General features: G+C 60.8%; 28 protein-coding genes. 10 read left to right on the forward strand and 18 right to left on the reverse strand.

The annotated features are described in order from the left end of the window. The first annotated feature begins 68 nt into the window (after window positions 1-68). Window positions 69-884, forward strand: a complete 816-nt coding sequence (locus tag BMZ10_RS05870; RefSeq protein WP_093459067.1) for an alpha/beta fold hydrolase — start codon at window positions 69-71, stop codon at window positions 882-884. After that, window positions 874-2,043: a PAS domain-containing sensor histidine kinase gene (locus BMZ10_RS05875; protein ID WP_093459068.1), complete on the forward strand. Its 1,170-nt coding sequence runs from the start codon at window positions 874-876 to the stop codon at window positions 2,041-2,043. The genes BMZ10_RS05870 and BMZ10_RS05875 overlap by 11 nt, the downstream gene beginning before the upstream one ends. 25 nt (window positions 2,044-2,068) lie before the next feature. Here BMZ10_RS05875 and BMZ10_RS05880 read toward each other — a convergent pair whose 3' ends face one another. The 7 genes from BMZ10_RS05880 to BMZ10_RS05910 form a co-directional block, all read right to left on the reverse strand. Continuing rightward, the gene (locus tag BMZ10_RS05880; RefSeq protein ID WP_093459069.1) at window positions 2,069-2,329 is read right to left on the reverse strand and encodes a DUF1652 domain-containing protein; all 261 of its coding nucleotides are present in this window, start codon (window positions 2,327-2,329) and stop codon (window positions 2,069-2,071) included. A 90-nt stretch (window positions 2,330-2,419) separates the two neighbouring features. Then, entirely contained in the window at window positions 2,420-3,202 is a 783-nt protein-coding gene (gene cobF / locus BMZ10_RS05885) for a precorrin-6A synthase (deacetylating) (protein ID WP_093459070.1), read from the reverse strand. Window positions 3,203-3,330: 128 nt separating this feature from the next. Then, window positions 3,331-5,619, reverse strand: a complete 2,289-nt coding sequence (metE, locus tag BMZ10_RS05890) for a 5-methyltetrahydropteroyltriglutamate--homocysteine S-methyltransferase (protein ID WP_093459071.1) — start codon at window positions 5,617-5,619, stop codon at window positions 3,331-3,333. A gap of 124 nt (window positions 5,620-5,743) precedes the next feature. Then, a complete protein-coding gene (locus tag BMZ10_RS05895) occupies window positions 5,744-6,241 on the reverse strand; it encodes a GNAT family N-acetyltransferase (RefSeq protein ID WP_093460059.1) in 498 nt (165 codons plus the stop codon). A gap of 121 nt (window positions 6,242-6,362) precedes the next feature. Continuing rightward, window positions 6,363-8,570, reverse strand: coding sequence for an OsmC domain/YcaO domain-containing protein (locus tag BMZ10_RS05900; protein ID WP_093459072.1), 2,208 nt, complete (start codon window positions 8,568-8,570; stop codon window positions 6,363-6,365). A gap of 129 nt (window positions 8,571-8,699) precedes the next feature. Continuing rightward, complete coding sequence (locus tag BMZ10_RS05905; RefSeq protein ID WP_093459073.1) at window positions 8,700-11,276, reverse strand: PAS domain-containing protein; 2,577 nt, start codon at window positions 11,274-11,276, stop codon at window positions 8,700-8,702. Window positions 11,277-11,462: 186 nt separating this feature from the next. Then, the gene (locus BMZ10_RS05910) at window positions 11,463-11,687 is read right to left on the reverse strand and encodes a YgdI/YgdR family lipoprotein (RefSeq protein WP_093459074.1); all 225 of its coding nucleotides are present in this window, start codon (window positions 11,685-11,687) and stop codon (window positions 11,463-11,465) included. A gap of 247 nt (window positions 11,688-11,934) precedes the next feature. Between BMZ10_RS05910 and BMZ10_RS05915 the strand changes: the two genes are divergently transcribed. Then, window positions 11,935-12,135 carry a DUF1654 domain-containing protein gene (locus BMZ10_RS05915; protein ID WP_093459075.1) on the forward strand — a complete coding sequence of 67 codons (201 nt, stop codon included), beginning with the start codon at window positions 11,935-11,937 and terminating at the stop codon, window positions 12,133-12,135. Between the two features lie 88 nt (window positions 12,136-12,223). Then, the gene (locus BMZ10_RS05920; protein ID WP_093459076.1) at window positions 12,224-13,297 is read left to right on the forward strand and encodes a sunset domain-containing protein; all 1,074 of its coding nucleotides are present in this window, start codon (window positions 12,224-12,226) and stop codon (window positions 13,295-13,297) included. 75 nt (window positions 13,298-13,372) lie between these two features. Here BMZ10_RS05920 and BMZ10_RS05925 read toward each other — a convergent pair whose 3' ends face one another. Beyond that, window positions 13,373-13,702, reverse strand: a complete 330-nt coding sequence (locus BMZ10_RS05925; RefSeq protein WP_093460061.1) for a hypothetical protein — start codon at window positions 13,700-13,702, stop codon at window positions 13,373-13,375. Window positions 13,703-14,180: 478 nt separating this feature from the next. Here BMZ10_RS05925 and BMZ10_RS27970 point away from each other — a divergent pair, with 478 nt between their 5' ends. Then, window positions 14,181-14,405 (forward strand): DUF6555 family protein, encoded by a 225-nt coding sequence (locus BMZ10_RS27970; protein ID WP_093459077.1) that lies wholly within the window; start codon window positions 14,181-14,183, stop codon window positions 14,403-14,405. A gap of 83 nt (window positions 14,406-14,488) precedes the next feature. Continuing rightward, the gene (locus BMZ10_RS05935) at window positions 14,489-14,743 is read left to right on the forward strand and encodes a hypothetical protein (RefSeq protein WP_093460063.1); all 255 of its coding nucleotides are present in this window, start codon (window positions 14,489-14,491) and stop codon (window positions 14,741-14,743) included. 203 nt (window positions 14,744-14,946) lie between these two features. On the opposite strand, the gene map is transcribed toward BMZ10_RS05935, so the two are convergent. The 3 genes from map to BMZ10_RS05950 form a co-directional block, all read right to left on the reverse strand. Beyond that, window positions 14,947-15,738, reverse strand: a complete 792-nt coding sequence (map, locus tag BMZ10_RS05940) for a type I methionyl aminopeptidase (protein WP_093459078.1) — start codon at window positions 15,736-15,738, stop codon at window positions 14,947-14,949. Beyond that, window positions 15,729-15,983, reverse strand: a complete 255-nt coding sequence (locus BMZ10_RS05945) for a ParD-like family protein (RefSeq protein WP_093459079.1) — start codon at window positions 15,981-15,983, stop codon at window positions 15,729-15,731. Before BMZ10_RS05945 ends, map begins: the two co-directional genes overlap by 10 nt. 70 nt (window positions 15,984-16,053) lie before the next feature. Beyond that, on the reverse strand, window positions 16,054-16,404 hold the full coding sequence (locus BMZ10_RS05950; protein ID WP_093459080.1) for a helix-turn-helix domain-containing protein: 351 nt from the start codon (window positions 16,402-16,404) through the stop codon (window positions 16,054-16,056). A gap of 190 nt (window positions 16,405-16,594) precedes the next feature. On the opposite strand from BMZ10_RS05950, the gene BMZ10_RS27690 reads away from it, so the two are divergent. Further along, complete coding sequence (locus BMZ10_RS27690) at window positions 16,595-16,747, forward strand: hypothetical protein (RefSeq protein WP_177182048.1); 153 nt, start codon at window positions 16,595-16,597, stop codon at window positions 16,745-16,747. Between the two features lie 48 nt (window positions 16,748-16,795). Here the strand turns inward: BMZ10_RS27690 and BMZ10_RS05960 are convergent, their stop codons facing one another. Further along, a complete protein-coding gene (locus BMZ10_RS05960) occupies window positions 16,796-17,008 on the reverse strand; it encodes a hypothetical protein (RefSeq protein WP_093459082.1) in 213 nt (70 codons plus the stop codon). A gap of 233 nt (window positions 17,009-17,241) precedes the next feature. Here BMZ10_RS05960 and BMZ10_RS05965 point away from each other — a divergent pair, with 233 nt between their 5' ends. After that, complete coding sequence (locus BMZ10_RS05965) at window positions 17,242-17,439, forward strand: hypothetical protein (RefSeq protein WP_093459083.1); 198 nt, start codon at window positions 17,242-17,244, stop codon at window positions 17,437-17,439. Here the strand turns inward: BMZ10_RS05965 and BMZ10_RS05970 are convergent. The 4 genes from BMZ10_RS05970 to BMZ10_RS05985 form a co-directional block, all read right to left on the reverse strand. Next, the gene (locus BMZ10_RS05970) at window positions 17,436-18,467 is read right to left on the reverse strand and encodes an Ldh family oxidoreductase (RefSeq protein WP_093459084.1); all 1,032 of its coding nucleotides are present in this window, start codon (window positions 18,465-18,467) and stop codon (window positions 17,436-17,438) included. The two genes, BMZ10_RS05965 and BMZ10_RS05970, sit on opposite strands and share 4 nt — an antisense overlap. Before the next feature lie 243 nt (window positions 18,468-18,710). Beyond that, entirely contained in the window at window positions 18,711-19,139 is a 429-nt protein-coding gene (locus BMZ10_RS05975; protein WP_093459085.1) for a GNAT family N-acetyltransferase, read from the reverse strand. Window positions 19,140-19,254: 115 nt separating this feature from the next. Then, entirely contained in the window at window positions 19,255-19,521 is a 267-nt protein-coding gene (locus tag BMZ10_RS05980; RefSeq protein ID WP_093459086.1) for a PepSY domain-containing protein, read from the reverse strand. A gap of 137 nt (window positions 19,522-19,658) precedes the next feature. Then, a complete protein-coding gene (locus tag BMZ10_RS05985; protein ID WP_093459087.1) occupies window positions 19,659-19,847 on the reverse strand; it encodes a hypothetical protein in 189 nt (62 codons plus the stop codon). 255 nt (window positions 19,848-20,102) lie between these two features. On the opposite strand from BMZ10_RS05985, the gene BMZ10_RS05990 reads away from it, so the two are divergent. Beyond that, the gene (locus BMZ10_RS05990; protein WP_093459088.1) at window positions 20,103-21,920 is read left to right on the forward strand and encodes a monovalent cation:proton antiporter-2 (CPA2) family protein; all 1,818 of its coding nucleotides are present in this window, start codon (window positions 20,103-20,105) and stop codon (window positions 21,918-21,920) included. Window positions 21,921-21,935: 15 nt separating this feature from the next. Here the strand turns inward: BMZ10_RS05990 and BMZ10_RS05995 are convergent, their stop codons facing one another. After that, window positions 21,936-22,841 carry a LysR family transcriptional regulator gene (locus BMZ10_RS05995; RefSeq protein ID WP_093459089.1) on the reverse strand — a complete coding sequence of 302 codons (906 nt, stop codon included), beginning with the start codon at window positions 22,839-22,841 and terminating at the stop codon, window positions 21,936-21,938. Between the two features lie 112 nt (window positions 22,842-22,953). Between BMZ10_RS05995 and BMZ10_RS06000 the strand changes: the two genes are divergently transcribed. Further along, window positions 22,954-23,820 carry an NmrA family NAD(P)-binding protein gene (locus BMZ10_RS06000; RefSeq protein WP_093459090.1) on the forward strand — a complete coding sequence of 289 codons (867 nt, stop codon included), beginning with the start codon at window positions 22,954-22,956 and terminating at the stop codon, window positions 23,818-23,820. Between the two features lie 6 nt (window positions 23,821-23,826). Here BMZ10_RS06000 and BMZ10_RS06005 read toward each other — a convergent pair whose 3' ends face one another. Further along, on the reverse strand, window positions 23,827-24,753 hold the full coding sequence (locus tag BMZ10_RS06005; RefSeq protein ID WP_093459091.1) for a glycosyltransferase family 2 protein: 927 nt from the start codon (window positions 24,751-24,753) through the stop codon (window positions 23,827-23,829). Between the last annotated feature and the right edge of the window lie 42 nt (window positions 24,754-24,795).

Raw genomic sequence — 24,795 nt, forward strand, 5'->3', positions numbered from 1 at the left:
CGCGGCACGTGGCGGCAGTATCTTCGCCACCGCAGCCAGACTGGCTCTGGCTCACCGGAGAGATCGTTTTGGATCTTCAGCAGCGCAACAACGTCAACGTTCTCGGCCAAGGACCCTCGACGCTGATTTTTTCTCACGGGTTTGGTTGCGATCAGAGCATGTGGGGCTACCTCTACGGGCACTTCACCTCGCGATTCCGAGTGGTGATCTACGACCTGGTGGGCGCGGGAAAGTCTGATCTGGGTGCCTATGACCGAGACAAGTACGACTCGCTCGCCGGATACGCCCGGGACCTCAACGAAATCATCGACCAGTACGCCGTGGGCCCGGTCATCATCGTCGCGCATTCGGTCAGCGCCATGATCGCCGCGCTGGCCGATCGCTTGCGTCCGGGCCGGATCGCCGCACACGTCATGGTCGGGCCGTCACCCTGCTACATCGATTCGGGCGACTACGTCGGCGGTTTCCGGCGCGAAGACATCCATTCGCTGCTCGACACCCTGGACAGCAATTATCTGGGCTGGTCCAGCGCCATGGCGCCGGTGATCATGGGCGCGCCCGGTCAACCGGCCCTCAGCGAAGAACTGACCAACAGTTTCTGCCGCACCGAACCGGACATCGCCCGGCAGTTCGCCCGCGTGACGTTCATGTCGGACAACCGCGACGACGTGGCCGGCCTCACCACGCCGACGCTGATTCTGCAATCGACCGAAGACCTCATCGCGCCGGTGGCGGTCGGCGAATACTTGCACGCGACGCTGACGGACAGCACGCTCTGCCTGGTCGCCAACGTCGGCCATTGCCCGCACATGAGCGCGCCCGCTGCCTGCGCCGCGGCAATGGACAGTTTCCTGAAGCCGTGGGCGGGCGAACATGTCGACTGATCAGGTGCCCCTGCCGGACACCGCCGTCCTGTTCGACGGCGCCGCGTGCGGTCTGGTCGTGACCGCCGCAGACGGCCACATTCTGCGTGCCAACCAGACCTTCTGCAGCTGGGTCGGCATGACCCCGGCAGCACTCGAGGGGCGTCGTTTTCAGAACCTCCTGACCATGGGCGGCAAGATTTTTCACCAGACGCACTGGGCCCCCTTGATGCAAATGCAAGGGTCGGTCGCCGAGGTTAAACTCGAGCTGCTGCATGAGCGGGGTCATACCGTCACCATGCTGCTCAACGGCGTCAGGCGCGAACACGCTGGCAGCGTGTTTCATGAGCTCGCGCTGCTTGTCACGGCCGACCGCGATCAGTTCGAGCGCGAGCTGATCGCCGCGCGCAAACGCGCTGAAGAATTGCTGTGGGAGAAGACTGCCGCCGAAGCCGCGTTGCAGCAGGCCAAAGTAGAATTGAGTGTCGCTTACGAGCAGTCCCAGCGCAGGGCGCTGTTTGCCGAACAGATGGTCGCCATTGCCAGCCATGACCTGAAAAACCCGCTGACCGCGATAAAAATGGCCGCGGATCTGCTCGCGCAAGGTGAGCTTGATGCCCGCGAGGCCCGCCTGCTGGGGCATATCAGTCAGTCTTCCGAGCGCGCCCAGCGCATGATCGCCGATCTGCTCGACTTCGCGCTGGTCAGGGTCGGCCATGGCATCGGCATCCATCGACGGCCGCTGGACCTGCATCAGGTGATCGGCAACAGCGTGAACGAACTGCGCATGGCCTTCCCACAAGCCAGCCTTGTGCACCATCGCCAAGGCATGGGCGATGCAGAATTCGATGCGGATCGGATAACTCAGATCGTTGGCAATCTGATCGCCAACAGCGTGGCCTATGGCGATCTGGACCAGCCAGTGGTGATCGCTTCACGAGTGGAGGATGGCGTGGCTTCGGTGTCGGTGCACAACCGTGGCGCGAGCATCTCGCCCGCCTCGATGACCAGCCTGTTCGAGCCGATGACCCGGGGTAGCGAACGCGATGACGACGTCCGCAGCGTTGGCCTTGGCCTGTTCATCGTCAAGGAAATCGCGAGGGCCCATGGCGGGGACGTCAGCGCGCAGTCCAGTGACGCTGACGGCACCACCTTCTGCGTACGTTTCCCCGCCCGCTGATGACTTTGCAGCCCAACGCTGACCGCTAAGCCTGCTTTTGTATCACCCCACTGCGACCGGCCGGGCGCAGCCTCAAGTCGTCTTTGAGGGACGCGATGAGCATGGCGATGGCGCGGCTGGAACCCAGCGTGCTGGTGGGAATGCCAGACGCCAGCAAATCCGCATGACCACGACCGCGGTCGAAAATCTGAATCATCATCTGATCGTTCGCATCGATGGTGCATTTGCATTTGGCAGGCAGGAAGCCGGATTCAACGATATGGCAGAGTTCAAGGGCAGAGATCATGGCAACATCCTTATTGATTTATGTTCTGTCGATTCCGCGTCGCGGGATCAATTCCACGAATTTCACCGGCAAGGGACGAATGGTGACCGACTAGTCACTCTCCCCCTCATTTGATCCGGCGCCCCGTTTGAGCAGATACGTGTCCATGATCCAGCCATTGGCCTGCCGGGCTTGGGCGCGAACCCGATCGATCTGGTCGGCGACATCCTTGAGGCGCCCGGCGATGAGGATTTCTTCCGGCGTCCCCACGTACGCACCCCAGAAGATATCAAGGTTCTGGTCGAGCAGGGTGTGGTAAGCGTTGCCGGCGTCGAGCATGACCACCACGCTGTCGATATCCGCCGGAAAAGCTTCAGCCAGACGCCGCCCGGTGGTAATGGCAATCGACCCGCCGATGCTGTTCAGCGCCACCTTGTGCTGCGCCGCCAGTGCCTGGACGCTGGTGATGCCAGGAATGACCCGGTATTCGAGCGGCAGCCGACCGCTTTTGATGATCGCGTCTAGAATCCGCAGGGTGCTGTCGTACAGCGACGGGTCGCCCCACACCAGCAGCGCTCCGCACTCGCCCTCCTCCAGCTCATCGGCGATCAGCCGTTCGAGCGTCCGCTGCTTGTCGGCATTGAGCGCGGCGACGGTCGCCCGGTAATCGCTCCCCTCGCGCTGGCGCTCCGGATTCACCGCCTCGACCACGCGATAACGTCGGTGGGTGATGTAACGCTCGCATAGGTCACGGCGCAGGCGATTGAGCGATCCCTTGTCGGCGCCTTTGTCCATGAAGAAGAACACGTCGACGCGGTTCAGCGCGTTCACCGCCTCGAGGGTGAGGTGTTCCGGATTTCCGGCGCCGATGCCGATGACGAGGATCTGTTTCATGAGCGGGTCCGCCCCGTGGGATAGATGTCAGGTACGACCGTCAGCGTAGGCCGTGCCGGCTCAGACGGACAGCGGCACAGAAAACCGGAGCGCGGCTGGCATGCTCCGGTGGGTGTCGCCGCGAGCCGTCAGGCCAGTTCAGTGCGCAACATGCGCGCCGCCGCAACCATGTGCACCAGCGCCGCTTCGGTCTCTGCCCAGCCGCGGGTTTTCAGGCCGCAGTCCGGGTTGACCCACAAGCGTTCGGCCGGAATGCGGCGGGCAGCCTTGCGCAGCAGGCTGACCATCTCCGACGCATCGGGAACCCGTGGCGAGTGGATGTCGTAGACACCCGGACCGATCTCGTTGGGGTAAGCGAAGGCTTCGAACGCGTCCAGTAGCTCCATATCCGAGCGCGACGTCTCGATGGTGATCACGTCCGCGTCCATGGCGGCGATGGACTCGATCACGTCGTTGAATTCGCTGTAGCACATGTGCGTGTGGATCTGGGTGTGATCGCCGACACCGGACGCGCACAGGCGAAACACCTCAGTGGCCCAGTTTAGATACGGTTGCCATTGCGCCTTGCGCAGCGGCAGGCCTTCACGGAACGCCGCTTCATCGATCTGCACGATCCGTATGCCGGCCGCTTCCAGATCCACCACTTCATCGCGGATCGCCAGCGCCAGTTGCCGCGCCTGCGTTTCGCGGCTCACGTCCTCACGCGGGAAAGACCACATCAGCATGGTCACCGGGCCGGTGAGCATGCCCTTCATCACCTTGTCGGTGAGGCCCTGCGCATACCGGATCCATTCCACGGTCATGGCCTGCGGACGGCTGAGATCGCCGACGATCACCGCCGGCTTCACGCAGCGCGAGCCATAGCTCTGCACCCAGCCAAAACGGGTGAAAGCATAGCCGTCGAGCTGTTCGGCGAAGTATTCGACCATGTCGTTGCGCTCGGCCTCGCCGTGCACCAGCACATCCAGCCCCAGACGCTCCTGCACCTGGACGGCATGGCGAATTTCGCTGTGCATCGCTTCGGTGTACTCGGCGTCGGTCAGCTTGCCCTGCTTCCAGGAATGCCGAGCGAGGCGAATGGCCGGCGTCTGCGGGAAGGAACCGATGGTGGTAGTGGGAAATGCCGGCAATGCCAGCCGCGCGCGCTGCTGCTCGATCCGTCGGGCAAAGGGCGACTGACGCTGGCTGTCGCGGGCGCCGATGGCCGTCACCCGGTCTTGCACCGCGGGTTTGTGAATACGCGGCGAGACGGCGCGAGCGGCGTGGATCGCGCGGCTCTGTTCAAGTGCCGCGCTGACGCCGGCCGCGTCAGGGTCATTGAGGGCCTCGGTGAGCACCGCCACTTCCTCGCATTTCTGGACGGCGAAGGCCAGCCAGCTTTTCAGCTCGGCGTCGAGCCCGTCCTCACGCTCAACATCCACCGGACTGTGCAATAACGAGCACGAGGGCGCGATCCACAGGCGATCGCCGAGGCGTTCATGGGCATGGCGCAGTGTGAGCAGTATCTGTTCGAGATCGGCGCGCCAGACGTTGCGCCCGTTGACCACGCCCAGCGACAGCACTTTGTACGCCGGCAGACGGTCGAGAATGGTCGGGTATTGTTCGGGCGCTCGCACCAGATCGATGTGCAGACCGTCCACCGGTAACGTGGCGGCCAGGCCAAGGTTCTCTTCCAGACCACCGAAATAGGTCGCGATGAGTTTTTTCAGCGGGTCTCGCTGGATGATGTTGTAGGCACGCTCGAACGCGTTTTTCCAGTCCTGCGGCAAGTCGAGCACGAGGATCGGCTCATCGATCTGCACCCAGTCCACGCCCAGCTCGGCCAGGCGCTGGAAGATCTGCCCGTAAACCGGCAGCAGACGCTCCAGCAGGTCGAGCTTGTCGAAATCGCCGCCCTTGGCCTTGCCCAGCCACAGATAAGTGAGCGGACCCAGAATCACCGGCTTGACGGTATGGCCCAGGGCGCGCGCTTCGGCGACCTCTTCGAACAACTGGTGCCAGCCCAGCTGGAACGACTGACCGACACTGAATTCAGGTACCAGATAGTGATAGTTGGTGTCGAACCACTTGGTCATTTCCTGCGCATGAGCCCCGCCGCAGCAACTGTCACTGACGCCGCGCGCCATGGCGAACAGCGTCTGCAGGGTAGCCGGCCCCTGCTCTGGGCGGAAGCGCTCAGGAACCACGCCGACCATCAGCGAATGCGTCAGCACCTGGTCGTACCAGGCAAAGTCGCCGACTGGCAACAGTTCGATCCCCGCCTGCTTCTGCACCTCCCAGTGCGTCTTGCGCAACGCACGGCCGACTTCGCGAAGCCCGGCTTCGTCCAGCTCACCTTTCCAGAACGCTTCTTGCGCTTTCTTCAGTTCGCGATCGCGACCGATGCGGGGGAACCCCAGGGAATGGGCCAAGGCCATGACAGACAACTCCAATGCGTTTGAATGGCGCCATTGTCGATACCTGCCCATACTGAGACAAACTCATTCTGATCGTGATGACCACGAATATTATTCATGATCATCACATCAAGTGTCTTGCGTTTCAGCCCTCAAGCGTCATGACCATCTCGTGCCAGGCCATGCCGCCGTGGTCCGAAGGCGATGGCTTGACGTATTGATAACCCATTCGCTGGTACAGCGGAACGTGCCGCTCCTTGCACATCAGATGAATGCTGCTCTTGCCCAGCGCGTTCATGCGCGACACGAATTCGCGCATCAGCAGCGTTGCGTAACCCTTGCCCTGCTCAGCAGGATCGACCACCACCGACATGATCACCACGTTCAGCGCGTCGGCCGAATGACCGATCAATTCTTTGAAGTCTTCGTCGGACATCACCACATCGTGGGCGCAGCCACTGTTGATGAAACCGACGATTGCGCCCGCGTCCTCCAGGATCAGGAAGCCCTGCGGGTATTGGGCGATCCGGGTCTGGATCTTCGCCAGCGTGGCCGCTTCGTCGCCTTCGTAGGCAGTGGATTCGATCTGATAGCAACGCGCCGCGTCAGACGCCACGGCGTCGCGAAAAGTGAAGGTGGACATGGATCTGTAAACCTTATGAAAAGTGGCATGACCGCAGGTACGCAGCGACGCCATGGAATTTGCGTGACGGGAAAGCCAGGCAACGCCTGGCTTCGGCGACGCAGCGCCTGTGGCGCTTGCCTCAGCTGGCCGAACGCGCGGCCGCACTGGCGCGGGCACTGTGCAGCTTCTTGTAGCTGTCGATCAGGCGCAGATGACGATCAAGTCCTTCCAGCTTCACGCTGGCCGGCGTCAGGCCGTAGAAACGGACGCTGCCGTCCACCGAGCCGAGCACCGCTTCCACGCGGGCATCGCCAAACATGCGGCGCAGGTTGACCTGGTAGTCGTCCAGTTCCAGCTCATCGTCCAGCTGGATCTCCAGCACTACGTTCAGCGCCTGATAAAACAGCCCACGCTCGACCGTGTTGTCGTTGTACTGCAGGAACATCTCCACCAGTTCCTTGGCGTCGTCGAAGCGTTTCAACGCCAGATGGATCAGCAACTTGAGCTCAAGAATCGTCAGTTGGCCCCACGCCGTGTTGTCGTCGAACTCGATGCCGATCAGCGTGGTGATGTCGGTGTAATCGTCCAGCTCGCTGTCTTCCAGACGTTTGCCCAGCGCTCTGAGCGCACGATTATCCAGGCTGTGCAGGTTGAGGATGTCGGCGCGAAACGCCAGCGCTTTATTGGTATTGTCCCAGATCAGGTCTTCGACCGGGTAAATCTCGGAATAATCAGGCACCAGGATGCGGCAGGCCGTGGCGCCCAGGTCGTCATAGACGGCCATGTACGCCTCTTTGCCCATGTCTTCGAGAATGCCGAACAACGTCGCCGCTTCCTCCTCGTTGGAGTTCTCGCCCTGCCCGGAGAAGTCCCACTCGACGAATTCGTAATCGCCTTTGGCGCTGAAAAAGCGCCACGACACCACGCCGCTGGAATCGATGAAATGTTCGACGAAGTTGTTCGGCTCGGTCACTGCGTGGCTTTCGAACGTCGGCTGCGGCAAGTCGTTGAGGCCCTCGAAGCTGCGGCCCTGCAGCAGCTCGGTCAGGCTGCGCTCCAGCGCCACTTCAAAGCTTGGGTGCGCGCCGAACGAGGCGAATACGCCGCCGGTGCGCGGGTTCATCAGGGTCACGCACATGACCGGAAACTCGCCGCCCAGCGACGCGTCCTTCACCAGCACCGGGAAGCCCTGTTCCTCAAGCCCCCGGATGCCGGCGAGAATGCCCGGGTATTTCGCCAGCACGTTCTGCGGCACATCCGGCAACGCCAGCTCGCCCTCGAGAATCTCACGCTTGACTGCCCGCTCGAAGATTTCCGACAAACACTGCACCTGCGCTTCCGCCAACGTGTTGCCGGCGCTCATGCCGTTGCTCAAGAACAGGTTTTCGATCAGGTTGGACGGGAAGTAGACCGTTTCGCCGTCCGACTGACGCACGAACGGCAGCGCACAAATGCCGCGCTCGGTGTTGCCGGAGTTGGTGTCGTACAGATGCGAGCCGCGCAGTTCGCCGTCAGGATTGTAAATCCCCAGGCAATAGTCATCGAGCATGTCGGCGGGCAGTTCGTCCTTGCGGCCCGGCTTGAACCAGCGCTCGTTCGGATAATGCACGAACGCCGCCTGCGCGATGTCCTCGCCCCAGAACTGATCGTTGTAGAAGAAGTTGCAATTGAGCCGCTCGATGAACTCGCCCAGCGCCGAGGCCAGCGCGCCTTCCTTTGTCGCGCCCTTGCCATTGGTGAAGCACATCGGCGAGTGCGCGTCGCGGATGTGCAGCGACCACACGTTGGGCACGATATTGCGCCACGACGCGATCTCGATCTTCATGCCCAGGCGCGCGAGGATCCCCGACATGTTGGCGATGGTCTGCTCCAGCGGCAGGTCCTTGCCGGCAATATACGTGCGAGTCTGCGCGTCGGAATCGAGCATCAGCAAGGCCTGGGCGTCGGCGTCCAGGTTGTCGACCTCTTCGATGACGAACTCGGGACCTGTCTGCACCACTTTCTTGACCGTGCAACGGTCGATGGAGCGCAGGATGCCTTGACGATCTTTCGCGGAAATATCAGCGGGCAGCTCGACCTGGATCTTGAAGATCTGGTTGTAGCGATTTTCCGGATCGACGATGTTGTTCTGCGACAGGCGAATATTGTCGGTGGGAATGTTGCGGGTCTCGCAATACAACTTCACGAAGTAGGCAGCGCACAATGCGGAAGACGCCAGGAAATAGTCGAACGGACCCGGTGCGGAGCCATCGCCCTTGTATCGGATCGGCTGATCGGCGATGACGGTGAAATCATCGAACTTGGCTTCAAGTCGAAGATTATCGAGAAAGTTAACTTTGATTTCCATGCGGAACTACCATAAGAGCGAGCGAAACGATGGCCGCCATTATCCTGTTTTTCCGCCGGAAGTCTTGCTCGTCGGGCAAATGGTCCGATTTCCCCCCGCCCATCACGCGGGCGGCTGCGGCTCCCTTCACTACGAGGCTGGTTCTCTGCATTGAATGGCCTGAGCGACCCTGGCAGCGATGTCGGCACGACTGAATGGTTTGGCCAGGACCTCGAATCCATGCAGCTGCGCCGCCGTCTGCTGGGTGTAACCGGTGATGATCAGCACCGGCAAGTCGGGAAGGCGGGTGCGCAACTTAGTTGCCAGCTGCGCGCCGTTCTGGTCGGCCATCAACTGGTCGGTGACCAGAATGTCGGGGCTCAGCCCCGCCTCGACCATGCGTACCGCCACCGACGCCGAGCTTGCCTCGGTCACCTGATACCCCAGATCGCGCAATTGCAGCGCAGTGGTGTAGCGGACCAGTTCTTCATCGTCGACAAGCAGAACGTGAAAAGGCTGAGCGGCGACCGGGACCGGCTCGGCTTCGCAAGACCGTCCTTCCCCCGCGTCGGCAGTCGATACGGGCAGCCACACATCGACCTGCGTGCCGGTACCCGGGGCCGATTGAATGCTGAACCCGCCGCCCGATTGCAGCGCCAGCCCCTGCACCATCGACAACCCGAGGCCGGTCCCTTTGCCGACGCCCTTGGTCGAGTAAAAAGGCTCCACGCAGCGGCGCAGCACGGCTTCGTTCATCCCGCAGCCGTCATCGGCGACGCTCAGTCGCACGTAATTTCCCGCTGCCAGGCCGTGCGCCGAAGGCTCGGCGAAAGCCTGAGCGCAGGCAGTAATCCGCAGGCAGCCTTGTTCCTCAATGGCATCGCGCGCATTGACCGCCAGATTGAGGATGCCCAGCTCGAGCTGATGAGGATCGATGAACACCTTGGGCAGCGCCGGCGGGATGTCCACCACAACGCGGATCATGGGCCCCAGCGAACGCTGGATCAGCTCGCGCATGTCGTGGACCAGCAGGTCCAGCGCCACGGCTTGTGGCTTGAGCGTCTGCCGGCGGGCAAACGTCAGCAACCTGCCGACCAGAATTCGCGCACGATCAGCGGCCTGCAGGGCGGCGCCGATCAACCGGCTCGAGCGCTCATTGACTTCCGGCTGGCGCCGCAGCAATTCGAGCGAGGTCATGATGGGCGTCAGCAGATTATTGAAGTCATGGGCGATGCCGCCACCAAGCTGCCCGACCATCTCAGTCTTGCGCGACTCGTGCAGCAGTGACAGCGCCGCCTCTCGCTCCGCGACGATCGTCGCCACCCGCTGCTCCAGACTTTCGTTGAGTTCCATCAACTGCAACTCGGCACGCATGCGCGCACTGATGTCGACACAGACAAACAGCAGACCGCCGATGTTTCGCTGGTCATCGAGCAGCGGCGTGACGTGGGTCTGCACCCAGACCGCTGACCCGTTGGCGCGAACATGATGCTGGGTGAGCTCGAACGGGACTTGCGATTTCAGAAACTCGTCCTGATACAGAGCACCTGTCTGCAGGACACCGCGCTTCTGGATATCGCCGATCGAGCAGCCGAGCATGGCCTCGCGCGCCAGGCCGACAATGTCGCAATAGCGATCGTTGACCTGCTGAAAAACACCCCGATGATCGCAAAGAGCAATGCCCGCGCCGGCTTGTTCGAAAATGGCGCCCAACTGCGCGGAGCTGGCACGCAGCGCAGCTTCCGAACGCGCATGGTTGATCCACAGCCAGCCCAGTTTTGCCGCTTCCTCGAGCAGATGAATGTAGGGCTCGCTCAACGCCGTGCCACCATCGAACTGGACGATGAAAACCGCTGCCAGCCCGCCATGCCGGATCAGCGGAACGAGGATGGCGGTGCCACCGCCCTGTGCTGCGTCGGCCCGGTCGGAGCGCGTCGATGCCTGGACATCGTTTTCAACCAGCACGGTCTCGCCTTGCTGCAGCAAGCGAAAGGTGCCAGCAGTCAGCGTGTGCTGGCGGGACACCGTGTTGGCCGCGCCCCGATAGCATTCACAGCGGATGTCGAGCACGCCCGGTTCATCGCTCATCTCACCAAAGCACACGGTCGAAGCACCCAGCTCGCAGCCAAGCCGGGTCACCAGACGCGCCTCGATCCGCTGAGGCTCACGAATCGACGGCAGCTCGCGGCCGAGCTCGACCAATAACGCCTGACGTCGCTCGAACAGGACCCGCTCGGTGGTCTCGGTCACCACGCACAACACGCCGCTGACCGGACCGTCCTCATCTTCATAGACGGCGGAATAGGAAACATCGAAATACACGGTCTCGCCGCGACCGTGGCGCTCGATATAGAACGGTCGGTCCTTGGCGGAAAACGTCTGACCGGTGTCTCGGACACCGCGCAACAGCGGCTCCAGATCGTCCCAAAGCTCGCGCCAGTTCTCCACGGCAGGCCGGCCCAATGCGCGCGGGTGCTTGTCGCCGATGCTCGGCGCATACGCGTCGTTGTACAGCGCGACGAACTCCGGCCCCCAGAACAGAACGATCTGCGCCTGGACGGGAAGAATCGTGCCCATCAACGCTTTCAGACTGGCCGACCACTGCTGAGGAGCGCCCAGTGGCGAGCCGTCCATCTGGCCTGACTGAAGCAATGCGCCGACGTTTCCGCCGTTGGAGAGAAACCGCAGAGGGGCTGCGCTGAGCGCGGTCGTCGGTGGGTATTCCATGGTGCAGGCCTGACAAAAAAGGATCCGGTTTTTTCGCTGCCATGTTAGAGCAAAGGCCATGCGCGGATGTTCCTTGTCTGAGATCACCTCGTCAGCGTCGGTCGTCCCCTTGCCCGGGGCAACGCTTTGCAAGGTGCACAGACAAAGACGCGGCCTGACCGTTAATCCCTGATCAGGCCCCGTGCATCACTCTTCCTCTTTCACCGTCGCCACTTCGTCGGCGCGTACCTTCACGGTTTTGCCGCTGATGTCCTCGAATTCGTAAAAGCCATCCTTGCTCTTGGTCTTCGGCGCATCCTTGGTCACATACTGCGTACCGTTCTGCAGCGTCACGACCGTTGCGGTCGAGCATCCCGCCAACAATGCACAGCAGACAAACGCTACCGGCAGTCCCACCCCTTTGATGTTCATGCGCACTCCTGAGTTTTCCGTTGATTGCGAACTGTTCCGCCAACAAGTGATCAGATCTGCTTGCCCGATAATCGTTCGCTGGGCCGATAATGATGGGAAGAATCAACGACTTGGCTAGCTTCTGGTTTTTGTCTGATCCGGTGTTGCGAAACGTCCTACAGTGAAATACTGTATGCACATACAGCAACAATAAGGGATCACACCTGTGTCAGACCATACCGCGTCCGCGCCTGACCATTATCAACGTATGGGCATCCGCATTCAGAAAATCATCAACTCTCCCACCGCACAAAGAGCACGCTCCGCGCTGATCTTCCGGCTGGCAGATGAGCTGGAAGACGACTGGAATCAGTTGCTGGAGGAAATCGACGAGAACGACAACGTCACCCTCGCCTGGCGAGACGACGGCGGTGTCCAGGTGTTCTGGACCGTACCGCGAGAAGACTGAATACACCTGCGCTGATCGGCCGCTGATATGCAGGCTGGCCTTTCAGCGCAGCGCCTGCCTTTAACCCGATCCCCGTAGTTGGAAAACAATGCTCAGATTTTTCGTTTCGATCCTGCTTGCCCTTTCTTTCCTGCAAAACGCCTGCGCCGACGTCACCATCGGCACCTGGAATCTGGAACACCTCAGCGTACGACCCAACAAGGATTTCCAAAGCATCGCCAAAGTGGCGCAGAAAGCCGACTTCCTCGCGGTTCAGGAATTGATGAGCGAAGAGGCACTGCAGGCCCTTGCCAAAGAGCTGGCCAAGCAAACCGGGAAACACTGGAGCGCGATAGCGTCCCATGCGGTTGGTCGATCTTCCTACAAGGAAATGTACGGATTCGTCTGGCGTGACGACGTCGTAGCTTACGAAGACGGCGCCGTCACCTACTTGGACCGCAACGATACCTTCGAGCGCGAGCCCTACTCGGCGCGGTTCAGATCGCTCAAGGATGGCAGTACCTTCGTGGTAGCGACCGTGCACATTCTGTACGGCAAGAGTCAGTCCGATCGGGCATCGGAAATCGTCGCCTTGTCCAACTACTGGAACTGGCTGAAGGAGACCTATGCCGGCAACCCGCAGATCATGTTGATGGGCGACTTCAACACGCCACCCAACGCACCTGCGTGGAACAACCTCGACGCCAGCGCCCGGCCGCTGGTACTCGAGGGCGCCAGCACGTTGTCGGCGACCGACGGAAAATTTGCCAATCTGTATGACAACATCTTCGTCAGCAAAAACACGGCGATCCGCGTCAACAGTGTGAAGGTGTTCGATTATCCGCAGTTCCTGGGCCTCACCCATGCCAAGGGCCGCGACAGCGTATCGGACCACGCGCCGATCTTCCTCAGCGCAAGCCTGGGCGGTGGCAGCGGCTCGGCGGGGGCGTCAACCGCCGCGGCGCAAGCCCGGCCTGGCGCGGCGAATCCGATGAAACCGGCAGCCTCGACCGATGCAGTTGCCCATCTGGCTTCGGCCATCCGCGGCAACCGAAAGACGATGGTCTATCACCGACCTGACTGCCCGTCGTACAACGCGGTGGCCGAAAAAAACCGGGTTGAGTTCAACAGCGAAGCGGCCGCCGAGGCTCAGCATTATCGCCTGGCCGGAAATTGCCATTGAGCGTGCCCTGACGCCATTTGCCCGTCACCCTAAAAGGCGGCTGCAAGACAGCCGCCTTTGCGTGAACAGGCCTGACTATCTACGGGCCAGATCGTGCTGGATGCAGCCGTCATAATAGGTCTGCTTGACGGCAGCCGGTTTGAGCCTGGACGTGCTTTTATAGGTCTGTTCGGTGATGCCCACCGCCATCTTGCGCATCCAGGGCTGGGAGAACTTTCGCGTCTGCAGCTTTTTACGTGCGCTGTACAGCGTGGTCCCGGACAATTTGGACTGCTGCGCCGCCCCTGCCATCCCCGCGCCCCATTTACACACCTGCAGGTCGTTCTTGCTGATGTCTCTGGCCTGAGCAGGCATCGCCAACGCTGCAAGCAACGATACTGTCAAAATCACACCCACTCTACGCATACACCCTCGTCCCGGAATCGCTTGAAAAAAGACAGGATTTTTCCAGAAATCGTTATGCGGGCGGGCCATCAATTTGACTTTTTTGCGCTCACGGCGGTATGGGCCACACCACTGCCGAGGCAGCAGGAAAACCAGCATTCAGCCATCCAAAAGGATGACCTGACCTGTCGAAGTAAAAATGTGCGGAACGCCCGTCATCCAAACAGATACAGATCTACACCGCCCATCGGCAGGAGATTCAAAATGCCATCTAAGGTGTGTAATTCTCCTGCGGTCAGTCGCTTTGCAGCCCTCGCAGACGACTTTTCTCAGGCAGAGAACGTTTCTCGATCCGAGGCCATGAAGTATCGCCAAGCCGGTATCGATCTCGAAATGAAGTGACAGCACCGCCGATGCATGCGGCGGTCAGGCTGTCAGGTACATAAAGGAAGTACTTAATTTCAGAGCGGCGCTCAGCACGCCACACGGGCCTACGACGATGAATGACTCTAAGGATTTTGAAATTCATTACCAGTTTCACGGCGAACCGCGACATTTCTCACACCAGGCCAACCATCTCTGCGAGAGCCAGGCCCTGCATTTCGCGACCTTGCATGCAGGTGTGGGCACGCTGGACGGGAACATTTGTGCAGGGCCCCTAAGGCTTGCGATGTTGTATGCCGAAGGCCTTGGCGTGACCAAAGTGCAGTGGAAACGCACCTGACCGGACGAAAGACCAAACAAACCGCATATCCAGTGGTCGGAATTTACAAGCAGCGCTCATCAAACCAGCAAAGCGAGGAAACCATGACCATAGATAACGCGCTCAAAAAGGAAGTCCTGACCCGATTGCTGCATGCTCACCCCACAGGTCTGGGCAAAGAGGTACTGGACAACTACCGGGGAGAAAACGCCGTTGCCGACACCCTTGAGCATTTGCAGCAGGCCGGTCTAATTCATGACGGCAGCGTGGACAGCCCCGCCAGAGGCGAGCGCCTTTTGAAGTATCCGATCAAGCTGAGCTCTGCCGGCGTCGAGGCGGCAAAACAGCTTCAGTCCTGAAACCCACCCATGAAAAAACCGGCTCACGCCGGTTTTTTTAAGTCTTCAGTAATGGTGTTGGTGTTCTCCCCAAGTGCTGCCGATCTGATCATCCTTGAGCCGGTCAGGTAGCAGCACTACAGGGGAACGGGAAGAAGACTACAAGCTCAGCAGATCCTTCGTCATCTCGATAATTGTGACTTGATTAGTCTGCGTACCGTGGCTTACACCGCCGGGTAATCGCCCGTTCCATCCGGCCAGGGCGTGAGCAGCTCGAAACCGCTGTCAGTCACTGCGACCATGTGTTCCCACTGTGCTGACAGCGACTGGTCGCGCGTCAGCACAGTCCAGCCGTCTTCCAGCACGTGGGTGCCCGGTTTGCCGGCGTTGATCATCGGCTCGATGGTGAACACCATACCCGTCTTGAGCCTCAGGCCTTTACCCGCCGCGCCGTAGTGCAGCACCTGAGGCTCCTCGTGATATTTGCGACCGATGCCATGCCCGCAGTACTCGCGCACGACGCTGAAGCCTTCGCGGTAGGCGACGGTCTGAATGGCATTGCCAATATCACCCAGCGTGGCGCCAGGCTTGACCGCGTGAATGCCAGCCAGCGTGGCTTCGTAGGTTGTCTCCACCAAACGCCGGGCCAGCGGGCTGACCTCTCCCACGTAATACATGCGACTGGTGTCGCCGTACCAGCCATCCTTGATGACCGCCACGTCGATATTGACGATGTCGCCTTCCTTGAGGATATCGTCGGGCGACGGAATGCCATGACACACCACGGTGTTCGGCGAGATGCAGGTGGTTTTGGTGAATCCGTGATAACCGACATTGGCCGGGATGACCTTAAGCTCATTCACAATGTAGTCATTACAGATGTCATCCAGCGCTTCGGTGCTGATGCCGGGCTTGACGTAGGGTGCAATCATCGCCAGAACGTCGGCCGCCAGCCGCCCCGCTATCCGCAGCCCGACCAGATCGGCTTCACTTTTTATGCTGATGCTCATTGACAGGCTGCTCCGACGTGAGTTTGGACCAGGACCAGGTCGCTGGACTGAATACTCAGAACCGTCCCGCCTGACGTTTCGGCCCGAATCAGCAACTGACAGATCTCGCTGTAGTTCAAACCAGGATTCAACTCAGCAAGCATGCCAACCCGCATCCAGTGCTCCGCCTGTGCATTGATGGAGCGACTGAGCGCTGCGCTGGCGCAGCGAATGTTTGCGTGCATCTGTTCGGAAATTTTCACCAGTCCCATTTGCCGTCCCTCGATTGATATACGAATCATATATGTTCCGTATATTCAACCGCAACGTCGGCGGATCGCGTCACGCGTCTGGTCGGCCACCGAATTCAGTTGCGCATTCCGACAATGAGGTAGCCAGCTGCGATATTGCCTCCTGGTCGTTTTCGTTCAGCGCACGGTAATGGGTGATGATTGCGCGCTCGGCGTCATTCAGAGTGTCTGTCGAAATAGGTGTTCGCTTTCCCGAAAGGACATACAGGACATCGACGCCCTTCTTGCCCAGAGCCGCGAGATAATCCGAACGGGGAATGCGCTCTCCGCTCTCGTACTTGCCCTGCGCGTTGGCTTCCACGCCACCGATTGCGCCAAACTCCTGTTGCGACAGCCCGAGGCTCTTACGCTCTTCCTTCAAGCGTGAACCGAGATCTTTCATAAATTTGCGCCTCGACATTGACTATGTCTAAAGCAAGACCCCATTGGTCTGAGGGAGTTGCGCCAAACTCAACGTTTGTTCAAGCTTCCGGTTTCTCGGCCTGAGGAATGTGGCAGACGGCCGATGGGTTCGGATGGAGCGCGTGCCATTTCAAACGGCACCCCGATTTCTGCAGTTCGGAGAACCAGACGTGATGACATTTTTGCTGGGTTGGTGCGCCCTGTCGGCGGTGGGCACCTTGATTGCGCTCAGTCTGATCCGCGTCGGTAAACGGCGGCAGCCTGAAGCCGATCAGACCGCGCAGCCCCAGGTCGTCGTTGCAGCGACGCGATACAAGCGTTGATTACCCTTGTTTACCCGCCGCAACCCTGTAGCTGCGAAATGACAGGATTCATTTCCCCGCCAGGTGCGCATGCTCGACAGATTGACCGACTACATCCGGGACAAATGCCATGTCGTGTGCGAAAGCATTGAACTGACGCAGACCGGCGGCCAGGGCGAGAAAATCCTCGCGCTGCATCTCGTTGCCCCAGACGCTGCTGAAAGTCGGCTCGGCCGCAGGCGTAGAGAATGCGGTGGCGGTAGTGGCTTGATGAATGGACATGTTCGATCCTCGCTCGCTGAATACTGTTTAAACATACAGTATTTTCATCGCCTTCCAAACGCAAGTCTCGATTCGACGAGTGGTCGTGTCATGGCGGCCTGATGCCCTTCCCCCTTGTGCAGCATCAGGCAAGAAGCGGGCAGTATCCGAGTAACGCCTCTCAACTCCTAAGACGTAGCCTGCAACGGTCGATCGAGCGCCTTGTCGCGCTCCCTACAAGGAGAGGCACGACCATGAAAACCACCTTTGCTCTGTTCATGACCCTGATGCTGGCCGCTGTGAGCGCCACCGCGCTGGCGATGCCTTGCGGTCAGGTCACACGATCCTCCACCGAAGCGCTGGACAGCCAGCACCTGATGCGCCTTCACGTTGCCCAGCAGACGCCCGGCGCGCTCAAGCGGCCAGGCAAGCTCCACACGTTCGACAGCTAGGCGCTGGCCAGCTCGCGCAGACGGATCAGGTCATCAGTCTTCAAGACGATGCCCTGTGCAAGCGACTGCTCGCGCTGCCGGTATCGACGATCACCCGGCAAGCGCTGCTGCCCTGCATCGTGCATCTGCCGGATCAATGCTTCACTGCGCGTGGCGAAGGCCTGCCCACTGCCCTTGTCCGGGTCGATCACAATGATGGTCTGCCCGGTCCAGGGGGTTTGCGCCCCAGGCTTGCTGGACATGTCGAATTCATAGGAGAAGTTGCCGCCGGTCAGTGCGGCGCAGAGCAGCTCGACCATCATCGACAGCGCCGAACCCTTGTAACCGCCGAAAGGCAACAGCGCGCCCCCGTCGAGAATCGCCTTGGGATCCTGGGTTGGCTGGCCGGCCCGGTCCACGCCCATCCCGGGCGGCAGCATGTGTCCTTCCCTGGCGGCGATTTGTACGTCGCCGTGGGCGATGGCGCTGGTGGCCATGTCGAACACGATCGGCTCGCCGTGCGCACGAGGCGCCGCGAAGGCAATCGGGTTGGTGCCGAACAGAGGTTTTTGCGCGTCGTGAGGAACCACGCAGGTCATGCTGTTCACCACGCTCAACGCCACCAGTCCTTGCTGCGCGAAAGGCTCCACATCAGGCCACAGTGCCGCGAAGTGGTGCGAGTTGCGAATCGCCAGAATGGCAATCCCGGCATTGCGGGCCTTTTCGATCAGCAGCGCCTTGGCCGCCTGCATGGCGGGCTGAGCGAAGCCCCCCGCAGCATCGACCCGCACGAAACCTGCGCCGACATCTTCGACGATCGGCACCGCCTGGCCGTCTACCCAGCCAGCGGCCAGCGAAGACAGGTAACCCTTGATGCGGAAGATCCCGTGGCTGTGTGAGCCGTCACGCTCGGCACTGGCGCAGTTCTCGGCAAGCACCGCCGCCACTTCGGCGCGAGTGCCGTGGCGCAGGAAAATCTGCGTCAGCAACTCGGTCAGCGCCGCGAAGGAAATCGTCTGCGTGTCGTGGTTATCGTGCGGTGAAGACATCTGAAGCTCCGGTGTGATTATTGGAAGTGGAAGCCAAACAGAACGTGAACAAAGCGTCGGGAGAGTACTGCGCACAGCCGGGCAGGTAAACTGCGCGGCGGGTTCGCAATGACGGGGTCAGCAGCAGGTTGGTCGTCTGTCAGGCTTGCACACGCCTGCACCTGCAAGCGGCAGGCCAGCATCGGGGCTGGCCTGAGCTCGATACGTTAAGGCGCCGTCACAGGGAAGCGGTGAGGGCGCCGCCTATGGCACCAGACGTTTCTGAAAGAACAGGCGCTGATGGCCCGGCGGGTAATCATTCAATTGGCCGAACGCCTGATAGCCCAGTTTGCGGTAGAACGCCGGGGCCTGGAAGTCGAAGGTGTCCAGCCAGACGCCGATGCAGTCGCGTTCCCGCGCGAAGTTTTCGGCCAGGTGCATCAGCTCGCTGCCCGTGCGCTGCCCGCGTGCCTGCTCCGGCACCACCAGCAGCTCGATGAACAGCCAGCGGTAGAGAATCCGCCCGTGCAGCCCGCCAATTACGGCATCGGTGTGTTCATCGCGGACAAAGAACGCAAACTTTTCCGACTTGCCGTCGCCCGCCTTGGCCGCGTTATAAGCCCTGAGCGGCTCGAGGATTTCCAGACGTTCGTCTTCGCTCGGGTTGCTTTTGAATTCGATCCGCACACTCATGTGCTGCTTCCTGCTGCCGTGGGTTGGCCGGCAAGCGTGTCGGATAAGGAAGGGGGAGTAAAGGGGGGAAGAACAGTACGGGAGCACCGGACGGCGCTCCCGCAGAGGGGCATGATCAGTCTTTCTGGTCACGCAGGACGTTGCCGGAAGTGGCATCGATGCGGAATTCGTAGGTCAGGCTGTCAGCCTTGCGCCCTTCGCCTTCCCAGTAGCCATTGTCGTCGGCTTCGATTTTGTAGATTTCGGTATAGCCCGCCGCCTTGGCTTTTTCGATCGCTTTTTCGATGGTGATCCAGCCGGCAGCAGGCTTGTCCGCCAGGGCGAACTGGGCGGTGGTCAAAGCGGCGGTGGCGAGGACGGCAGCGGTAAGTTTCTTGATCATTTTTGAACTCCATTTCCCGTTAAGGGCTTTCTTGAATGCGACGTTTTGGAGTTCGGCCGACAAAAAATAGTTCAGATCCGCTTATGTAACCGGGTACGTCGATGCGCAGGTTTGCTCGCACCTCGGCACCCGCGGCATCAGTGCTTGACCTTGCGGCGCAGCACCCCGTTGAGCACCACGACGATCACGGCGACAAAAATGGCGATGTACTGAAAAGTCTTTTCACTCAGCACGCCGATGGTCTGCAGATGCGAGAGGCCGAGCATGATGACCAGCACGCTCAGGGCGATGATGATCGAATAAACGAGACGCTGTTTGTTGGTCATTGCGAAGTTCCTGAATCGGGTCGAGATCATTTGCGCGTTACAAATGCGGTCCTATGTTACGCGCTCCTGCAGCGGCTGACACGCCGCTGCATCGTCACGGCCTGCGGCGAAGCGTCTCGGTCGCTGATTCCTGTCACTTCGACGTGGTTTAATACGCGCACATAATCAATAGCAAGTGTGTGATCAGGTCTGCAGGACGTATCCGTCTAACGTGCGGGTCTTGTCTGCAGCGCCTCACCCAGAAAGGAGTCCCCAATGCCCCATGAAGGCAGCCTGTTACAGGCCGCAGTCGTGTTTCTGCTCGCCGCCGTCATCACCGTCCCCCTCGCCAAACGCCTGCAACTGGGCGCCGTGATCGGTTACCTGATTGCAGGCGTCGTCATCGGTCCGTCCGGCCTCGGTTTGATCGGTAACCCGGAAAGTGTCGCGCACATCTCTGAACTGGGCGTGGTGTTGCTGCTGTTCATCATCGGCCTGGAGTTGTCGCCCAAACGTCTGTGGGTCATGCGCAAATCGGTCTTCGGCGTCGGCCTCGCACAAGTGCTGCTGACCGGCGTTGTGATTGGCGCGGTCGCCCTGCTCGCCTTCCATCAGCCGCTGAACAGCGCTGTGGTGCTGGGCCTGGGTCTGGCGCTGTCATCGACCGCGTTCGGCCTGCAAAGCCTGGCCGAGCGCAAAGAGCTGAACGCACCTCACGGCCGCCTGGCGTTCGCCATTCTGCTGTTCCAGGACATCGCTGCCATTCCGCTGATTGCGCTGGTACCGATGCTGGCGGGCGGCGCTCACGATGCCGACTCCGGCGATTCGCTGCGTCACGGCCTGCAAGTGCTCGGCGGCATTGCAGTGGTGGTGGTGGGCGGGCGTTACCTGCTGCGTCCGGTGTTCCGCATCGTTGCCAAGACCAAGCTGCAGGAGGTGTCGACCGCGACGGCCTTGCTGGTGGTCATCGGCACGGCCTGGCTGATGGATCTGGTCGGCGTGTCCATGGCGCTGGGGGCGTTCCTCGCCGGGCTGCTGCTGGCCGATTCGGAATACCGACATGAACTGGAATCGCAGATCGAACCGTTCAAGGGCCTGCTGCTCGGGCTGTTTTTCATCAGCGTCGGCATGGGCGCCAATGTCGGCTTGCTGATCAGCGCGCCGATCACCGTACTGGGCCTGACCCTGTTGCTGATCGCGCTGAAATTCCCGCTGTTGTACCTGGTCGGGCGCGCCGCTGGCGGCCTCACCGGCCAGAGCGCGTTGCGCCTGGGCCTGGTATTGGCGGCGGGCGGTGAGTTCGCCTTCGTGGTGTTCAATATCGGCCGCGATCAGGGACTTTTCGATACCAGCCTGTACGACACGCTGGTGCTGACGATCACATTGTCGATGGCGCTCACGCCGCTGCTGTTGCTGGTGCTCTCGCGCTGGCTGAAGCCCAAGCCAGTGGTCAAGGAAGTGCCCGAGGAATATCGCGAGATCGATTCTGACAATCCTCGCGTGGTGATCGCCGGCATGGGCCGGATGGGTCAGATCGTGGCGCGTATCCTGCGGGCCCAGAAAATTCCCTTCATCGCACTGGACACGTCGGTGGAAACCATCGAGTTCACGCGCAGTTTCGGCAACGTGCCGGTGTTCTACGGTGACCCGCTGCGCCCGGAAATCCTGCGTGCCGCCAAAGTCGATCAGGCCGAATATTTCGTCATTGCCACAGACGATCCGGACATCAACATCAAGACCGCCGAGCTGGTGCGCAAGCTGTATCCGCACCTGAAGATCATCGCCCGGGCGCGTAACCGCCAGCACGTTCACCGGCTGCTGGACCTGGACGCTCAGGCGGTGCGGGAAACCTTCTATTCCAGCCTTGAAATGACTCGCCGTACGCTGATCGGCCTGGGCCTGACCGAGGCGCAGGCGGCGGCGCGGATCGAGCGCTTCAAGCGTCATGACGAACAGGTGCTCAACCGTCAGCACCTGATCTACGACGATGCGGCCAAGGTGATGCAAAGTGCGCTGGAGGCTCGCGCCGAACTGGCCGAACTGTTCGAATCCGACCGCATGGACGAGCAAGCCGAAGAAGCCGCACGAAGCTGATCCGGCGCCCTGCCCTCAGCGGCTGAGGGCGACGACGAACGCCAGAAACGCCCGCACTTTGGCGGGCGGCAAGTGCCGCGACGGGTACAACGCATACAGCGAGAAGTGCTCGTCCGGCCAGTCGGGGAACAGCTCGATCAAACGCCCTTCGGCAATCGCCGATTCAACCCCCAATGCCAGCACCTGCGCGACCGCCTGCCCTTGCTCGCAGACGCGGTGCAGGGTGGCGACGTCGTTGACCATCAGACGCCCACGCCTGTTCAAGATCAATCGATCCTTGCCTCGATGGAATTCCCACATGAACGGTCGCCCGGTTTGTGAATCACGGAAGTCCACGCACACATGGGCCGGGCTTTCGAGATCGGTGGGATGACCGGGCCGGCCGTGCTTTTTCAGGTATGTCGGAGATGCGACAGTCAGCACGCGCGTTTTGAGCAACTGTCGGCCGATCAGCGACGAGGACGGCGGCTCGCCGAAGCGTACGGCAAGGTCCACACCGTCGGCCACCAGATCACCCAGTTGCTCGCGGGTGATCAGGTCCAGCTCCAGCTCCGGATGGGATGCCATGAAATCACCCAGCGCGGGCGCCAGAATGAGCCGTGAAAAGTACGGGTCAACGTTCACCCGCAAACGTCCGCGCACTGCGCTGGCGCTGCCGGACGCCAAGGACGCGGCCTCCTCCAGCCCGGCCAGCAACGGTGCGATCTCTTCGTAGAGCCGACGGCCCTCATCGGTCAGCTTGACCGAGCGCGTTGTGCGGTCAAACAGGCGGATACCGAGTCGTCCCTCCAGGCGTGCAATTGCCCGACTGACACCGGATTGAGTCATGTCCAGCACCTCGGCGGCCTTGACGAAGCTGCCGGTATCGACCACTGCCGAGAGCACGCCCATACCGCTGGCCAAACGTCCGTCGAATCCCATTGATGACTCCTGATCATTTATCCAATGCCGTCCATGCTATCGGAGAATCGGCCCGACAGGTGCACGCTGTGTGCCTCGGCGACGCAGGGTCGCCCTTGCAGAGGAAACAGTCATGTACACCATCATGGGCGTCACCGGTCAGGTTGGCAGCGAAGTCGCGCGTCAATTGCTGAGCTCAGGCCAACCCGTTCGTGCGGTGGTCCGCAACGCTGAAAAGGCACGGCAGTGGGCGGACATGGGTTGCGACATCGCGATCGCGGACGTGGACGATGTCTCATCCTTGACTGACGCTTTTCAAAACAGCGCGGCAGCATTCGTGCTGTTGCCGCCCAATTTCTCGCCGTCGGAGGGGTTTGCGGAAACCCGTCAAATGATTGCCAACCTTCACGCAGCGCTGAGCGTCTCGCGGCCTGGCAAGATCGTGTGCATCTCAACCATCGGTGCCCAAGCCACGCAACCCAATCTGCTCAATCAATTGCAGCTGCTGGAGCAGAGCCTGAGCACACTGGCGCTGCCAGTGACCTTCCTGCGTCCGGGCTGGTTCATGGAGAACTGTCTGTGGGACATCGAACCTGCCGTGCGCACTGGCGTGATCCCCAGCTTTCTGCAACCGCTGGACAGGGCCGTGCCGATGATTGCAACGGCGGACGTAGGCCGTGTCGCTGCGCAGTTGCTGCAAGAACACTGGGTGGGAAACCGCATCGTCGAGCTCGAAAGCCAGACGCCCGTGTCACCTGACCAGATCGCCGCAACTTTCACCGAGCTGCTCGGCAAACCGGTGACCATGCAAGCCGTGCCGCGAGACCAATGGCAGGCGCTGTTCGTGTCCCAGGGCATGAGCAACCCGCTGCCGCGCATGCAGATGTTGGACGGTTTCAATGAAGGCTGGATTCGCTTTGAGGGCGTGCCGCGCAAGGGCCGCGTCGAGCTGAAAAGCGTGCTCCAGGCACTGCTGGCGCGGCAGGGCCTGGATCGGTAAATGCACTCAGGCGTGTTCGCTGTCCCAGAAGCGCTTGTACATGCCCAGCTTGCGCTTCAGGGGACGTGACAGGCGGGCCTCTTCCTTGCCCAGCTTGAAGGCCAGCAACTTGAGGCCGTTGCGCAGGAATGACGACGGCCACAGGTACCAGCGCCGCGCGCCGAGAAAATCCAGCTCCGATTTCACGTAACGAAAGCCCTCGCCTCTCGCCCCGCCGAAATGGGCATGAATCCAGGATTCGCGGGCCTGAAAAACGCCGATGTCGAAGTACCGTCGAAATTCTTCGCGCAGCGTGTAGTTGTGCGAATGGCGACAGACCGCCGAACCCTGATACGCCACCTTCCAGTGCGACAGCAGCATCTTGGCCGCCACGTACATGTCCTCGGAGAGGATGACGTGGGGAGGAAACCCACCTACCGCACGCAACGCATCGCGCCGATAGGCCGCGAAGGAGTTAGACATGAACGGTGTCTTGATGCCGAGCTCGGGGACATCGGCAAGGGTTTTGACGCGCGACACCGGCGGGTAATTGAACCAGCGCGCATGACTGGCCAGAACCGTGGCGTCCAGATGCGGCAGTTGCCGGCCGCACACCGCACCCACCAGCGGATCGTCAAATGGCTCGACGATGTTCTCGATGGCTCGGGGATCTTCCAGATAAGCGTCCTGGGTCAGGTAGACGAAGACGTCATAGCGAGGATGAGTCTCCGCCATCATTTGCCGGGTGCCGCCATGATTGAACTGCTTGCCATCAATGCGGATCACGTCGGCGCACCGCGCCTGGGCGAGTTCGAAGGTGCCGTCCGATGAGCTGGAGTCCACGATAAGCGTGTCGAACTCGGCGGTCTGCACCGCGAGGGAATCGAGCAGACGCTCGAGTTCCCGGCGGCCGTTATAGGTGGGAATCACACAGGCAATGCGCAAGGACTGCATAACAAAACTCCGGGGCAGATGCTCGACGCCCATTTGTCACGA

The sequence above is a fragment of the Pseudomonas sp. NFR16 genome (assembly GCF_900108875.1).
Lineage (GTDB): Bacteria > Pseudomonadota > Gammaproteobacteria > Pseudomonadales > Pseudomonadaceae > Aquipseudomonas.